Below are 15,004 nucleotides of genomic sequence, written 5' to 3' on the forward strand. Positions count from 1 at the left end.
GCGGACCGTGACTGCCGTCCCGCGCCCCTGACCGGGGAGTGGTGGCGGCGAGGCAACCAACCATGTCTGCACCGAACAATTCCTTCGATCCGGTCGAGGTGACCCCCCTGCACCCCGACGAGGTCGCCCGCATGCGCGAGGAGGCGCTGGCTGCCATCGAGGCCGCCGCCGACCTCGCCGAACTCAAGGAGGTCCGGCTCGCGCACGCCTCGGACCGCTCCCCGCTGGCCCTGGCCAACCGGGAGATCGGCGCGCTGCCCCCGGCCGCCAAGGCCGACGCCGGCAAGCGTGTCGGCGGCGCCCGGCGCGACGTCGGGCAGGCGCTCAAGGCCCGCCAGGCGGTCCTGGAGGCCGAGCGCGACGAGCGCGTCCTGGTGGAGGAGCGCGTCGACGTCACCCTCCCCTGGGACCGCGCTCCCCGCGGCGCCCGCCACCCCCTGACCACGATCGCCGAACGCATGGCCGACGTGTTCGTCGGGATGGGATTCGAGGTGGCGGAGGGCCCCGAGGTCGAGGCGGAGTGGTTCAACTTCGACGCGCTCAACTTCCAGCCCGACCACCCGGCCCGCACCATGCAGGACACCTTCTTCGTGGAGGGCCCCGAGGGCGGGGAGTCCGGCCTGGTCATGCGTACCCACACCTCTCCGGTGCAGGTCCGCGCACTGCTCTCGCGGGAGCTCCCGGTGTACGTGGTCGCGCCCGGCAAGACCTTCCGCACCGACGAGCTCGACGCCACCCACACCCCGGTCTTCCACCAGCTGGAGGGCCTGGTCGTGGACAGGGGCATCACCATGGCCCACCTGCGCGGCGCCATCGACACCTTCGTCGAGTCCTTCTTCGGCGAGGCCCTGCGGACCCGGTTCCGGGCCTCCTACTTCCCGTTCACCGAGCCCTCCGCCGAGGTGGACATGGAGTGCTTCGTGTGCCACGGCAGGTCGGTGGGCAACCCCGACGAGCCGTGCCGCACCTGCTCCAGCGAGGGCTGGATCGAGATCGGCGGCTGCGGTGTGGTCAACCCGCGCGTGCTGACCGCCGCGGGCGTGGACACCGAGGTCTACAGCGGCTGGGCCTTCGGCCTGGGAATCGAACGAACACTGATGTTCGCGCACGGCGTGCGCGACATGCGCGACATGGTCGAGGGTGACGTGCGCTTCACCTCGGCCTTCGGGAGTGAGATCTGATGCGTGTTCCCATGACCTGGCTGCGCGAGTACGTCGAGCTCCCCGCCGACGTCACCGCCCGCGAACTGGCCTCCCGACTGACCCTGGCGGGCCTGGAGGTCGAGACCGTCGACGAGCTCGGCGCCGACCTGACCGGGCCCGTCGTCTTCGGCCGTGTGCTGGAGATCGAGGAGCTCACGGGGTTCAAGAAGCCCATCCGCTACTGCAGGGTCGACGTCGGACAGGCCAACGGCACCGGCGAACCGCAGGAGATCGTCTGCGGAGCCCGCAACTTCGCCGAGGGCGACCTGGTCGTCGTCTCCCTGCCCGGGGCCGAACTGCCCGGCGGGTTCCGGATCGGCGCCCGCAAGACCTACGGCAGGATGTCGGCCGGCATGATCTGCTCGGCCACCGAGCTCGGCCTGTGGGAGGACCACACCGGCATCGTCGTCCTGCCCGAGGGCTTCGGTGAGGTCGGCGCGGACGCGATCGGGGCGCTCGGCCTGCGCGAGGACGTGCTCGACATCGCGGTCACCCCCGACCGCGGCTACGCGCTGTCCATGCGCGGTGTGGCCCGAGACACCGCTGCCCTGTACCAGGTCGACTTCCGCGACCCCGCCGAGGTCGACGTCGCCGAACCGGCCGGCCCCGGCCACCCCGCCGCCATCGCCGACCCCGCCCTGGCGGACCGGATCGTGCTGCGCGGCGCCACCGGGTTCGACCCCGAGGCGCCCACCCCGCTGTGGATGAAGCGCCGCCTGCACCAGAGCGGGGTGCGCCCCGTCTCCCTGGCCGTCGACGTCACCAACTACGTGATGCTCGAACTCGGCCAGCCGCTGCACGCCTGGGACCGCGACCGCCTCACCGGAACCCTCACCGTGCGCGCCGCCGAGGCGGGCGAGAAGCTGGAGACCCTGGACCACGTCCAGCGCTCCCTGGACCCCGACGACATCGTCATCGCCGACGGGACCGGATCCCAGGCGGTCGCCGGTGTGATGGGCGGCCTGGACACCGAGATCGGCCTGTCCTCCAACGCGGTGCTGGTGGAGGCGGCGCACTTCGATCCCCGGCACATCGCCCGGGCCTCGCGCCGCCACCAGCTCTCCTCGGAGGCCTCCCGCCGTTTCGAGCGGGGGATCGACTCCCGGGTGCAGTTGGCGGCCGCCACCCGCGCGGTGGAGCTGCTCGCCGAACTGGGCGGGGCGGACGTCGAGACGGCCTACACCGACGTCAGCCTTCCGGTGGAGCCGACCAGGATCACGATCCGCACCGGCCACGCCGGTGCCGTCGCCGGGGTCGACTACCCCGAGGGCACCACCGAGCGGTGGCTGCGCGCCGTCGGCTGCTCCTTCGAGGCCGAGGGCGACGTTCTGACGGTGACCCCGCCGTCCTGGCGGCCGGACCTGACCGACCCCAACGACCTCGCCGAGGAGGTCATCCGGCTGGAGGGGTACGAGAACATCCCCTCGATCGGGTTCAAGGGCTTCGGCCGCGGCCTGACCGGGAGCCAGCGCCTGCGCCGGGCCGTGGGCCGGGCCCTGGCCGCGAGCGGCCACAACGAGGTGCTCACCTACCCCTTCCTCGGTGAGCGCGACCTCGACGGGCTCCAGTTGGCGGCCGACGACCCGCGCCGGGTCAGCATGCGCCTGGCCAACCCGCTCAACGACGAGGAGCCGCTGCTGCGCACCACGCTGCTGCCGGGGATGTTCCAGGCCCTGGCGCGCAACGTCGGCCGCGGCCTCAACGACGTCGCCCTCTTCGAGATGGGGCTGGTCTACCTGCCCGGGGCCGGGGCCGGTCGTGCCCCGCTGCTGCCGGTGGACCGCGGCCCCAGCGCCGAGGAACTGGAGCTGGTCGACGCCGCCCTGCCGCAGCAGCCGCGCCGTGTGGGCGTGGTGCTCTCCGGTGCCGCCGAGCACGCGGGCTGGTGGGGCCCGGGCCGGGAGGCCGGGTGGGCCGACGCGATCCAGGCCGTCCGCGACGTCGCCCGGGTGGCCGGGGTGGACCTGGAGGTCGAGGCCGCCCAGTACGCCCCCTGGCATCCGGGCCGCTGCGCGGCGCTGTTCGTGCGGGTGGAGGGCGAGCGCGTCCTGGTCGGGCACGCCGGCGAACTGCACCCGCGCACGGTCAAGGCCTTCGGGCTGCCCGAGCGCAGCGCCGCCGCGGAGTTCGACCTCGACCTGGTCGAGCGGGCACGCACCAAGGTCACCGCCCCCGAGGTGTCCGCCTACCCGGTGGCCACCCAGGACGTGGCCCTGGTCGTCGACGCCTCGGTTCCGGTCGGCGAGGTCAGCGCGGCCCTGGCCGAGGGCGCGGGCGAGCTGCTGGAGAGCGTGCGGCTGTTCGACGTCTACACCGGCGAGCAGGTCGGGGAGGGACGCAAGTCCGTCGCCTTCGCCCTGCGGTTCCGCGCCGCCGACCGGACCCTGATGGCGGAGGAGGCCGGTGCCGCCCGTGACGCCGCCGTGGCCCTGGCCACCGAACGGACGGGCGCGGTCCTGCGCGGCTAGTCCCGGGAAACACACCGTTCACACGGTGGCGGGGCGGGTTTCTCCTTCAGGGGCAGGCCCGCCCCGCCCCGTGTGTCGGGAGGATGTCCCGGCAGCCGCCCACACCGGCTCGGAAGCCTCCGCAGAGCCCGGTGTGTTGCGAAACAGCTGGTCTCTGGCCCCGGATTCCAAGAAAATTATCGGGCTGTCTTTCCAGCGCAGCAGGGGTTTTGGTGCGAAGGGCCGAGGGTAGCCGGAATGAAGTTTGGGTTTCGGGGCATGAAAGCTCGTTTTGGCTCTTGCTGCGGAGCGTCCCTAGAACTTAGCCTGCAGTTAGCTGCCACAACCTGGGCGCCCGGGTGAGGGTCAGATCCGTTTTCCGCTGCGCGCTCTCGCGCATGTCACGGCTCGGAGGTCGCCATATGACCGAAACGGTTGTCTCGTCCGCGCTCACTCCCAAGGAACACCGGGAGCCCAGCCGTCTTTGGCATACCTTCTGCGATATGAACACCGTGGCCAAGGGCCCGGAGTTCGTGGTGGCCCGCGCCGAGGGCGCGTGGCTCTGGGACCAGTTCGGTGACCGCTACCTCGACGGCACGGCCAGCCTCTGGTACTGCAACGTCGGCCACGGCCGCGCCGAGATCGCGGACGCGGTCCACCGTCAGATGAGCACCCTGGACGCCTACACCGTCTACGGGGACTTCGCGAACGTACCCGCCATGGAGCTCAGCGAGCGCCTGGCCGCGCACGCGCCGGTCCAGGACCCGCGTGTCATCCTCACCTGCGGGGGCGGCGAGTCGATCGACACGGCCGCCAAGCTCGCCCGCAGCTACTGGGTCACCCAGGGGCAGCCCGGGCGCCAGCACCTGATCAGCCGGACCGGGGGCTACCACGGCCTCAACGGGTTCGGGACCAGCATCATCGGGATGGAGCGCTTCCGTACCGGCTACGGCAAGCTCATCGAGGACACTTCCGTGGTGCCGCACGACTCCGCCGCCGCGCTGGAGGCGGAGATCCTGCGGGTCGGCGCGGACCGGGTCGCCGCCTTCTTCGCCGAGCCGGTGATCGGTGCGGGCGGCGTGTTCCTTCCGCCGGAGAACTACTTCACGGACGTGGCGCGCATCTGTCAGAAGTACGGCGTGCTGTTCATCGTGGACAGTGTGATCTGCGGTTTCGCCCGGATGGGGAACTGGTTCGGGATCGAGCGGTTCGGGGTGAACCCGGACATGATCGTCTTCGCCAAGGGCGTTTCCAGCGGATACCTGCCGCTGGGCGGCGTCGTGGTCAGCGGCCGGGTGGCCGACCCGTTCTGGAACGAGGCGGGCAACCCGTTCCTGCACGGGACAACCTACGCGGGACACCCGACGGCCTGTGCGGCGGCCATGGCCAACCTGGACATCCTGGAGCGCGAGGACCTGTTCACCGTTTCCCGCGAGGTGGAGACCCACCTGGACTCGGCGCTGCAGGGCCTGGCCGGCCACCCGCTGGTCGCCGAGGTCCGTTCCGGGGTGGGGGTGATGGGTGCGGTGGAGCTCACCGAGGAGGCCCTCACGGAACGGGGGATCGCCACGGCCGAGGTCTTCGCGGAGGCCCGGACGCGCGGGGTCATCGTCCGGCCCGTTCCCAAGGCCCTGCTGGTCTCGCCGCCCCTGATCGTCACCTGGGAGCAGATCGACCATCTGGTGTCCACCCTGTCGGCGGCCCTGGACGCCGTGATGGCCCGTCACTGAGGACCGGGAGCCCGGAAGCCGTCCGGGCTCCCCGTCCGAGAAACCCTTGTGGGTCCCACCGTTGCCGTGTGCGGCGGTGGGTTTTTTCGTTCCCCGGGGAAACCTCTGTCAAAAATCGCTACCTTAGAGTAATATTTACTGGGAAGATATTTCTTCGGGGGTGGGATGCCTCCCCCGAGGGCACGACAGGGGGCAGGGTATGACCACACGGCCGGGCGGGACCGACGAGCGCTCAGACGAGGGCTCCGGGCCCAGCGACGACGACCTGATCACGGCCTGGGGCCTGGTGCACGAGGCGATGAACGAGATACAGCCCCGGCTCCTGTACGGGATCACCCCCGACGGCAAGGACATGGCGGGCCCCTGGTTCGAGGTCCTCATCCGCCTCCAGCGCACCCCGGACCACCAGCTGCCGATGAGCCGCCTGGCCCGGGAGGTCAGCCTCAGCACGGGAGGGTTCACCAAGCTGGCGGACCGCCTGGAGAAGGAGGGCTACCTGGAGCGGCACAACTGTGCCAACGACCGCCGCGTCGTCTACGCCACCCTCACCGAGAAGGGGATCGATTTCATCGGCACGGCCCGGGACCGACACGTCGAACGGCTGCGAGAGCACGTTCTCGCCCCTCTCGGAGAGGGAGGGGTTCGACAACTCGCCACCATCGCGCGTACGCTCCGTGACAGCTCTCGCGGCTGACCGGAGCTCCAGGATGGAACTGTGCGTAGTCGAATCCCTACCTCCCGGGGGCGATGATCCTCGCGAATGCGTAGAAAACATCCCACGTGCCTTCGTTCCCATGTAGGTTGGCCAGAGTTCGAGGGCCCAACGCGGGGTGGGTCGGAGCATGAGGTTCCGGGGGGAATGATGAGGCTGTTCACCACTGCTGCCCAGATGAGGCCGATTCCCCGATCCTCGCGTTTCGCCAACGGCGGGGTCTCCTTCTGGTTCCGCGAGGGAGGCCTCCCCGAGCGCAGAGCTCCCCTTCCCGGGGGTGCCGACTACGACGTCTGTGTCGTCGGCGCCGGTTACACCGGCCTCTGGACCGCCTACTACCTCAAGAAGGACCAGCCGGACCTGAGGGTGGCCGTCCTCGAGCGGGAGTTCGCCGGCTTCGGCGCCTCCGGTCGTAACGGAGGGTGGTTGTCGGCTGACTTCTCGGGCTCCCGGGAGGACTACGCACGGTCACACGGCAAGGCGGCCATGGTCGCCCTGCAGCGCGCGCTGATGGCCACCGTGGACGAGGTGGTCACGGTGGCCGGGGCCGAGGGGATCGACGCCGACATCGTCAAGGGCGGTATGCGCCTGGTCGCCGCGAACGCAGCCCAGCACGAGCGGCTCGAACGGCAGATCGAGTACCTCCAGGAGTGGGGGTACTGGCCCGACGACATCCACATGGTGGGCCCCGACCACGAGCCCCGGCTCTCCGTGAACGGGGCCGTGGCCTCCGGGTACTCGCCGCACGCCGCGCGCGTCCACCCGGCCAAACTGGTCACCGGCCTGGCCGGGGTGGTCGAGGCGATGGGTGTGGAGATCTTCGAGGACACCGCCGTGACCGAGATCCGGCCCCGGTCGGGCTCCGAACGCCCGGCCGTGGTCACCGAACACGGCACGGTCCACGCCGACCACGTGGTCCGGGCCACCGAGGGCTTCACCTCTACCCTGCGCGGCCAGCGCCGCCGGTGGCGCCCCATGTACTCCTCGATGATCGTCACCGAGCCGATCTCCGCCGAACTGTGGGAGGGCATCGGCTGGGAGGGGCGCGAGGTCCTGGGCGACACCGCGCACTCCTACATCTACGCCCAGCGCACCGCGGACGACCGCATCGCCATCGGCGGCCGGAGCGGACCCCAGCGCATCGGCTTCTCCGAGGACAACGAGGGCGCCACCCAGCCCCAGGCCATCGCCGAACTCTGGCGGTCCCTGACCCGGATGTTCCCCGACCTCGTGGACGTGCCGATCGAGCACGCCTGGTCCGGGGTGCTCGGGGTCCCCAGGGACTGGTCCCCGACCGTGAACCTGGACACCGAGTCCGGCCTGGGCTGGGCCGGCGGTTACGCCGGCAGCGGGGTCGCCACCAGCAACCTGGCCGGGCGCACCCTGCGCGACCTCGTCCTGGGCCGCAGTACCGACCTGACCCGGTTGCCGTGGGTCGGGCACGAGGTGCGCGGCTGGGAGCCCGAACCGCTGCGCTGGATGGGCACGCAGGTCGTGCGCGGCCTCTACCGCACGGCCGACCGCCGCGAGTCCAGGACCGAGGGCAAGGGGCACACCTCCCGCCTGGCCGACCTGGCCACCCGGATGCCGGGCAACTGACACCGGCGGGCGCTTCCTCCGCTTCCCGCCGTGCTCCGGTCGACCACCCCGTGGGCGCCCGCCGCCGTACCCGGGCGTCGCCGTTCGGACCGTGGGATCGGTCGCTCCTGCTTGCATAAACTTGCAGAGCCATGCATGATGGTTCAGTCCAAGCGGGAAGAGAGGATCTCACCATGGGATACACAGCGGCCATCGCCGGAGCCAGCGGCTACGCCGGAGGCGAGCTGCTGCGCCTGCTCATCGGGCACCCGGAGATCGAGATCGGCGCCGTCACCGCCGGAGGCAACGCGGGGACGCCCCTCATCCAGCACCAGCCGCACCTGCTGCCGCTGGCCGACCGGATCCTCGCCCCCACCGACGTCGAGGAACTCCGCGGACACGACGTCGTCTTCCTCGCCCTTCCGCACGGACAGTCCGCCGACATCGCCCAGCAGCTGGGCGAGGACGTCCTCGTCGTCGACTGCGGCGCCGACTTCCGGCTCAACGACGCCGCCGCCTGGGAACGCTTCTACGGCACACCCCACGCCGGGACCTGGCCCTACGGCCTCCCCGAACTCCCCGGGCAACGGGAGCGCCTCGCCGGCGCCCGCCGGATCGCCGTCCCCGGCTGCCACGTCACCGTCGCCACCCTCGGCCTCCTCCCCGGACTGGCCCAGCAGCTCGTCGAGACCGACCTCACCGTGGTCGCCGTCACCGGGACCTCCGGCGCGGGCAAGGCCCCCAAACCGAACCTGGTCGGCAGCGAGGTCATGGGCGCGCTCAGCCCCTACGGGGTCGGCGGAGCGCACCGGCACAACCCGGAGATCGTCCAGAACCTCACCGCCGTCACCGGTGAACCGGTCCGGCTCTCCTTCACCCCGGTCCTGGCCCCCCTGCCCCGCGGTATCCTCGCCACCTGCACCGCACCCCTCAAACCGGGGACCAGCGCCGACCAGGTCCGCGCGGCCTACGAGACCGCCTACGCCGACGAACCCTTCGTCCACCTCCTCCCCGAGCGCACCTGGCCCAGCACCGCCATGACGGTCGCCGCCAACACCACCCTCGTGCAGGTCACCGTGGACGCCGACGCGGGTCGCATGGTCGCCGTCGCCGCCTTGGACAACCTCACCAAGGGCACCGCGGGCGGCGCGATCCAGAGCACCAACATCGCCCTGGGCCTGCCCGAGGACACCGGCCTCCCGCTCGCCGCGGTCGCGCCCTAGAGAAAGCTGACAGGGGAGAGGCTCCGACGTGAGTGTCACCGCACCACAAGGGTTCCGCGCCGCGGGCGTGAGTGCCGGAATCAGGGCCGACCGCGCCCGAGACGTGGCCGTCGTCGTCAACGACGGCCCCCTCCGCACGGCCGGAGCGGTCTTCACCGACCACCCCGACCGGGCCGCACCGGTCCTGTGGTCCCAACAGGTCGTCTCGGGCGGACGCGTACGCGCGGCCGTCCTCAACTCCGGCTGCGCCAACGCGGGCACCGGACCACTCGGCTTCCAGGCGGCCCACGCCGAGGCCGAACACGCGGCCGACCTGCTGGCCGACTCCGCGGCCGAGATCGTGCTGTGCTCCGCCGGCCCCGTCGGCGCGAACCTGCCGACGGACGCACTGAACACCGGGGTGAGCGCCGCGCTCGCCGAGGCGGGCCGGGGCGGCGGGCTCCCCGCCGCCGACGCCATCCGGACCGGGGACACCGTCGCCAAGTTCGCCTTCCGGCGCGGCGAGGACGTCACCGTCGGCGGCATGGCCAAGGGCCCGGACGCCTCCCTCGGCGCACTCCTGTGCGTCCTGACCACCGACGCCGCCCTGAGCAGCGAACAGTGCCAGCGCCTGGTCGCGGACGCGGCCGCCAGGACCTTCGCTCCGCTGACCGGCACCAACGACACCGTCCTTCTCATGGCCAGCGGCGCGGCCCAGGCCGACCGGGGGGAGGGGGCCGCCCCGGACGAGGAGGCCGTCGCCGACCTGCTCGCCCGGGTGTGCGAGGAACTCGCCGCCCAACTGGAGGCGGACACCCCCGAGACGGAGGGCGTCCCCGCCCCCGAAGACCAGAGGCCACCCGAGGACAAGCAGGCAACTTCATGAACTCCCGTCTCCCCGACGATCCCACCCAGGACCAGGCCCAGGCCATGGGCAAGGCGGCCAACCTCATCGAGGCGCTGCCCTGGCTCTCCCGTTTCCACGGCCGCACGGTCGTCGTCAAGTACGGCGGCAACGCCATGGTCAGCGAGGAACTGCGGGTCCGCTTCGCGGAGTCGATCGTCTTCCTCCACTACGCGGGCCTGCGCCCCGTCGTCGTCCACGGCGGCGGACCGCAGATCAGCGCCATGCTGGACCGCTCCGGAGTGGAGTCGACCTTCACCGCCGGCCTGCGGGTGACCACCGACGAGGCCATGGACATCGTCCGGATGGTCCTCACCGGCCAGGTCAACCGCGAGATCGTGGGACTGGTCAACCAGCACGGCCCCTTCGCGGTCGGCATGTCCGGTGAGGACGCCAACCTCCTCCACGCCGAACGCAAGCGCGTGCAGGTCGACGGCGAGACCGTCGACATCGGACGGGTCGGCGAGGTCAGCGGGGTCGACCCGGGCGCGGTCTCCGCGCTCATCGCCGACGGCCGCATCCCGGTCATCTCCAGCGTCGCCCGCGCCGACGACGGCGGCGTCTACAACATCAACGCCGACACCGCCGCGTCCGCGCTCGCGGTCGCCCTGGGCGCGAGCAAACTCATCATGCTCACCGACGTCGAGGGCCTGTTCGCCGACTACCCGGCCAACACCGAACTCATCAGCCGTCTGAACGCGGACGAGCTGCGCGCCCTCCTGCCCTCCCTGTCCGCGGGCATGCTCCCCAAGATGGAAGCCTGCCTGAACGCGGTCGAGGGCGGGGTCCCCCAGGCCCACATCATCGACGGCCGTGTCCCGCACTCCCTGCTCCTCGAGGTCTTCACCGACCAGGGCGTGGGCACCATGGTCGCCGACGAGGAACTGGAGGCCGAACTCCTCGCCGGGAACGGCCACTACCCGCGCCCCTGGCGCCCCGCACACACCAGCACCGCAGCACAAACAGGAGGCTCCCGATGACCAGCAGCGAACTGAGGGAGCGCTTCGCCGCCTCACTCATGCCCAACTACGGTGTCCCGCCCATCGCCCTCAGCCTCGGACGGGGCTGCGAGGTCTACGACGCCGACGGCCGCCAGTACCTCGACCTCATCGCGGGCATCGCCGTCTCCAGTCTCGGACACGGACACCCCGCCCTGGTCAAGGCGGTCGCCCACCAGGCGGCCACGCTCGCCCACACCAGCAACCTCTTCGTGCACGAACGCGAGGTCGAGCTGGCCGAGCGCCTCGTGGAGCTGGTGGGCGGCGACGCCAAGGTCTTCTTCGCCAACTCCGGCACCGAGGCCAACGAGGCCGCACTCAAACTGGCCAAGCGCGCAGCCGGGCCCGGCCGCCACTACTTCGTCGCCGCGGACAAGGGCTTCCACGGCCGCTCCGCCGGGTCCCTGGCCCTGACCGGCAAGGACTCCATCCGCGAACCCTTCGGCCCGTTCGGCATGGACGTGCGCTTCGTGCCCCACGGCGACCTCGACGCCCTCACCGAGGCGGTCGACGACAACTGCGTCGCGGTGTTCGTCGAACCGACCCAGGGCGAGGCCGGGGTCGTCCCCGCACCCGAGGGCTACCTCGCCGGGGTCCGCGCCCTGTGCGACCGGACCGGCGCCGCCTTCGTCCTGGACGAGATCCAGAGCGGCATCGGCCGTACCGGCCAGTGGTTCGCCCACCAGGCGGAGGGGATCCGCCCCGACGTCCTCACCCTCGCCAAGGGCCTGGGCGGCGGCCTGCCGATCGGAGCCTGCGTCGGCTTCGGCCGGTTCGCCGACGCCTTCGACAAGGGCGACCACGGCTCGACCTTCGGCGGGAACCCCGTGGCCTGCGCCGCCGCCCTCGCCGTCATCGACACCATCGAGAGCGAGGGCCTGCTCGCCCACACCGAGGTGATGGGGGACCTGCTCGCCGAACAGATCGACGGCATCGACCACCCCCTCCTCGCCGGGCAGCGCGGCAGCGGGCTCTGGCGGGCCCTGAGGCTCACCGGGCCGCACGCCGCGCACGTCCAGGAACAGGCCGCCGTCCGCGGGTTCCTCGTCAACGCCGTCGCCCCCGACGTGATCCGCCTGGCCCCGCCCCTGGTCATCACGCCCGAGCAGATCGGTGTGTTCATCGAGGCCCTGCCGACCGTCCTGGACGCGGCCGAGGCCGCCGCGACGAAGGAGAACCACTCATGACCCGGCACTTCCTGCGTGACGACGACCTCACGCCCCAGGAGCAGGCCCACGTCCTCGACCTGGCCGACGAGATGAAGAAGGAACGCTTCGCGCACCGGCCGCTGGCCGGACCGCGCACGGTCGCCCTCCTCTTCGACAAGCCCTCCACCCGGACCCGCCTGTCGTTCTCCGTGGGCGTGGCCGACCTGGGCGGCAACCCGCTGGTCCTGGACTCCACCAGCACCCAGATGGGCAGGGGCGAACCCCTGGAGGACACCGCCAGGGTCCTGGAACGCCAGGTCGCAGCCGTCGTCTGGCGCACCTTCGCCCAGACCGGCATCGAGCACCTCGCCCGGCACATCAACGTCCCGGTGGTCAACGCGCTCACCGACGAGTTCCACCCGTGCCAGATCCTCGCCGACCTCCAGACGGTCCGCGAGCACAAGGGCTCCCTGGCCGGCCTCGCCCTCGCCTACCTGGGCGACGGCGCCAACAACATGTCCCACTCCTACCTGCTCGGCTGCGCCACCGCCGGGATGCACGTGCGGATCGGCGCACCGGAGAGCCACCACCCCGACCCCGTCGTCCTCGCCCGGGCGGCCGAGATCGCCCGGAGCACCGGCGGATCGGTCACCGTCACCACCGACCCCCGCGAGGCCGCCGGAGACGCCGACGTCGTGGCCACCGACACCTGGGTCTCCATGGGGCAGGAGGACGAGAAGCAGGACCGCGAGGCCCCCTTCCGCCCCTACACCGTCGACGAGGCGCTCATGGCCGCCGCCGACCCCGAGGCGATCGTGCTGCACTGCCTCCCCGCCTACCGCGGCAAGGAGATCACCGCGGGGGTCATCGACGGCCCCCGGAGCGTGGTCTGGGACGAGGCCGAGAACCGCCGCCACGCGCAGAAGGCCCTGCTCGCCTTCCTCCTCGAAAGCAGCGACGCACCCGACCCCGGACCGCGATGACCAACGACAACAGCGCCACGGCCCCGATGACCAAGGCCGCCCGGCACGCCCGCATCACCGACGTCCTCACCCGCGAGGACGTCCGGTCCCAGGGAGAACTGGCCAAACGCCTCTCCGAGGCCGGGGTCCAGGTCACCCAGGCCACGCTCTCCAGGGACCTGGACGAGCTGGGCGCGGTCAAACTCCGCACCGCGGACGGCCACCTCGCCTACGTGTTGCCGGGAGAGGGCGGGGAGCGCCTCCAGCGCACCCGCCCCGACACCCTCAGCCTCGAACAGGTCTCCGGCGCCCGCCTCACCCGGCTGGCCGAGGACCTGCTCGTCTCGGCGGAGGCCTCCGCCAACATGGTCATCGTCCGCACCCCTCCGGGAGCGGCGCAGTACCTGGCCTCGGCCATCGACCACACCGACTTCCACGCCATCCTGGGCACCATCGCCGGAGACGACACCATCCTGGTGATCTCCCGCGACCCCCGAGGCGGCGAGGACCTGGCCACGGCGCTCCTGCGGCTGGCCGACCGCAGCCCCTGACGGCCGGCGCGCCGTCCCGCACCACCCGAACTTTCCACGAAGGAGACCACGATGGCCGACCAGCCCGAGGCCCTGCGCCTGTGGGGCGGCCGCTTCGAGGGAGGACCGGACCAGGCCCTGGCCCGCCTCTCGCTGAGCACCCACTTCGACTGGCGCCTCGCCCGCCACGACATCGCCGGATCGCGGGCCCACGCCCGCGCCCTGCACCGCGCCGGACTGCTCACCGGGGACGAACTCGACAGCATGATCGCCGGCCTGGACCGGTTGGAGGCCGACGTGGCCTCGGGGGACTTCACCCCCGTGCTGGAGGACGAGGACGTGCACACCGCGTTGGAGCGCGGCCTTCTCGAACGGGTCGGCCCCGAGCTCGGCGGACGGCTGCGCGCCGGGCGCTCCCGCAACGACCAGATCGCCACCCTGGTCCGCATGTACCTGCGTGAGGAGGCCCGGTCCCTCGCTGACCAGCTCCTCGACCTCGTACAGGCCCTCGCCGACCAGGCGGGCGCCCACCCCGACGCCGCCATGCCGGGCCGCACCCACCTCCAGCACGCCCAGCCGGTCCTGCTCGCCCACCAGCTGATGGCACACGCCTGGCCGCTGCTGCGCGACGTGGAGCGGCTCCGCGACTGGGACCGCCGCGCCGCGGTCTCCCCCTACGGCTCCGGCGCCCTGGCCGGATCCTCCCTGGGGCTGGACCCGGAGGCGGTCGCCGCGGAGCTCGGTTTCCCGGCCTCCTCGGAGAACTCCATCGACGGCACCGCCGCCCGCGACGTGGTCGCCGAGTTCGCCTTCGTGACCGCCATGATCGGTGTGGACCTGTCCCGCCTGTCGGAGGAGGTCATCCTGTGGGCCACGAAGGAGTTCTCCTTCATCACCCTCGACGACGCCTTCTCCACCGGCTCCTCGATCATGCCGCAGAAGAAGAACCCCGACGTCGCCGAGCTCGCCCGGGGCAAGTCGGGCCGCCTGATCGGTGACCTCACCGGTCTGCTCACCACCCTCAAGGGGCTCCCGCTGGCCTACAACCGGGACCTGCAGGAGGACAAGGAACCGGTCTTCGATGCCGTGGACAGCCTGCACCTGCTGCTGCCCGCCATGACCGGCATGGTCGCCACCCTGACCTTCCACACCGACCGGATGGCCGAGCTGGCCCCGCAGGGCTTCTCCCTGGCCACCGACATCGCCGAGTGGCTGGTCCGTGAGCGCGTGCCCTTCCGTGAGGCCCACGAGATCGCAGGCAGCTGCGTACGCGTGTGCGAGGAGCGCGGCATCGACCTGCCCGACCTCACCGACGCCGACTTCGCGCGGATCTCCGAGCACCTCACCCCCCACATCCGGGAGGTCCTGGCCGTGGCGGGCTCCCTGGCCTCCCGGGCGGGCAGGGGCGGCACCGCCCCCGTCCGGGTCGCCGAGCAGCTCGACCGCCTCCGCTCCGAAGCCGCCGAACACCGCAGGGCCTTCACCGGGTAGCCCGACGAGCTCGGCACCGCCCCGCCCGGAGCCCGGGCGCCCCCCCGTGACCGGGGTGCCCGAACCGGGAGGGGCCGGGGCGCGTGCCCCCAGGGGCGCG

12 protein-coding genes are annotated in these 15,004 nt (G+C 71.9%); all 12 read left to right on the top strand.

Translation table 11 applies throughout. The annotated features are described in order from the left end of the window. Nucleotides 1-62: 62 nt before the first annotated feature. Nucleotides 63-1,181 (top strand): phenylalanine--tRNA ligase subunit alpha, encoded by a 1,119-nt coding sequence (gene pheS, locus AC0VYD_RS09020; protein WP_191273601.1) that lies wholly within the window; start codon nt 63-65, stop codon nt 1,179-1,181. Further along, nucleotides 1,181-3,670, top strand: coding sequence for a phenylalanine--tRNA ligase subunit beta (gene pheT, locus AC0VYD_RS09025; RefSeq protein ID WP_475479439.1), 2,490 nt, complete (start codon nt 1,181-1,183; stop codon nt 3,668-3,670). Before pheS ends, pheT begins: the two co-directional genes overlap by 1 nt. 482 nt (nt 3,671-4,152) lie before the next feature. Then, complete coding sequence (locus AC0VYD_RS09030) at nt 4,153-5,379, top strand: aminotransferase family protein (RefSeq protein WP_475480224.1); 1,227 nt, start codon at nt 4,153-4,155, stop codon at nt 5,377-5,379. Nucleotides 5,380-5,578: 199 nt separating this feature from the next. Further along, the gene (locus AC0VYD_RS09035; RefSeq protein ID WP_475479440.1) at nt 5,579-6,073 is read left to right on the top strand and encodes a MarR family winged helix-turn-helix transcriptional regulator; all 495 of its coding nucleotides are present in this window, start codon (nt 5,579-5,581) and stop codon (nt 6,071-6,073) included. Between the two features lie 195 nt (nt 6,074-6,268). Then, entirely contained in the window at nt 6,269-7,690 is a 1,422-nt protein-coding gene (locus AC0VYD_RS09040) for an NAD(P)/FAD-dependent oxidoreductase (RefSeq protein WP_475479441.1), read from the top strand. A gap of 173 nt (nt 7,691-7,863) precedes the next feature. After that, nucleotides 7,864-8,892, top strand: coding sequence for an N-acetyl-gamma-glutamyl-phosphate reductase (argC, locus tag AC0VYD_RS09045; protein WP_475479442.1), 1,029 nt, complete (start codon nt 7,864-7,866; stop codon nt 8,890-8,892). A 28-nt stretch (nt 8,893-8,920) separates the two neighbouring features. Continuing rightward, on the top strand, nt 8,921-9,757 hold the full coding sequence (locus AC0VYD_RS09050) for a bifunctional ornithine acetyltransferase/N-acetylglutamate synthase (protein ID WP_475479443.1): 837 nt from the start codon (nt 8,921-8,923) through the stop codon (nt 9,755-9,757). Further along, nucleotides 9,754-10,755, top strand: a complete 1,002-nt coding sequence (argB, locus tag AC0VYD_RS09055; protein WP_475479444.1) for an acetylglutamate kinase — start codon at nt 9,754-9,756, stop codon at nt 10,753-10,755. The genes AC0VYD_RS09050 and argB overlap by 4 nt, the downstream gene beginning before the upstream one ends. Further along, on the top strand, nt 10,752-11,960 hold the full coding sequence (locus tag AC0VYD_RS09060) for an acetylornithine transaminase (RefSeq protein WP_475479445.1): 1,209 nt from the start codon (nt 10,752-10,754) through the stop codon (nt 11,958-11,960). The genes argB and AC0VYD_RS09060 overlap by 4 nt, the downstream gene beginning before the upstream one ends. Further along, entirely contained in the window at nt 11,957-12,904 is a 948-nt protein-coding gene (gene argF / locus AC0VYD_RS09065) for an ornithine carbamoyltransferase (protein WP_475479446.1), read from the top strand. Before AC0VYD_RS09060 ends, argF begins: the two co-directional genes overlap by 4 nt. After that, the gene (locus tag AC0VYD_RS09070; RefSeq protein WP_191273637.1) at nt 12,901-13,434 is read left to right on the top strand and encodes an arginine repressor; all 534 of its coding nucleotides are present in this window, start codon (nt 12,901-12,903) and stop codon (nt 13,432-13,434) included. Before argF ends, AC0VYD_RS09070 begins: the two co-directional genes overlap by 4 nt. A gap of 51 nt (nt 13,435-13,485) precedes the next feature. Further along, nucleotides 13,486-14,904 carry an argininosuccinate lyase gene (gene argH / locus AC0VYD_RS09075; RefSeq protein WP_475479447.1) on the top strand — a complete coding sequence of 473 codons (1,419 nt, stop codon included), beginning with the start codon at nt 13,486-13,488 and terminating at the stop codon, nt 14,902-14,904. Nucleotides 14,905-15,004: the final 100 nt, after the last annotated feature.

The sequence above is a fragment of the Nocardiopsis sp. iso_40 genome, from assembly GCF_056173285.1.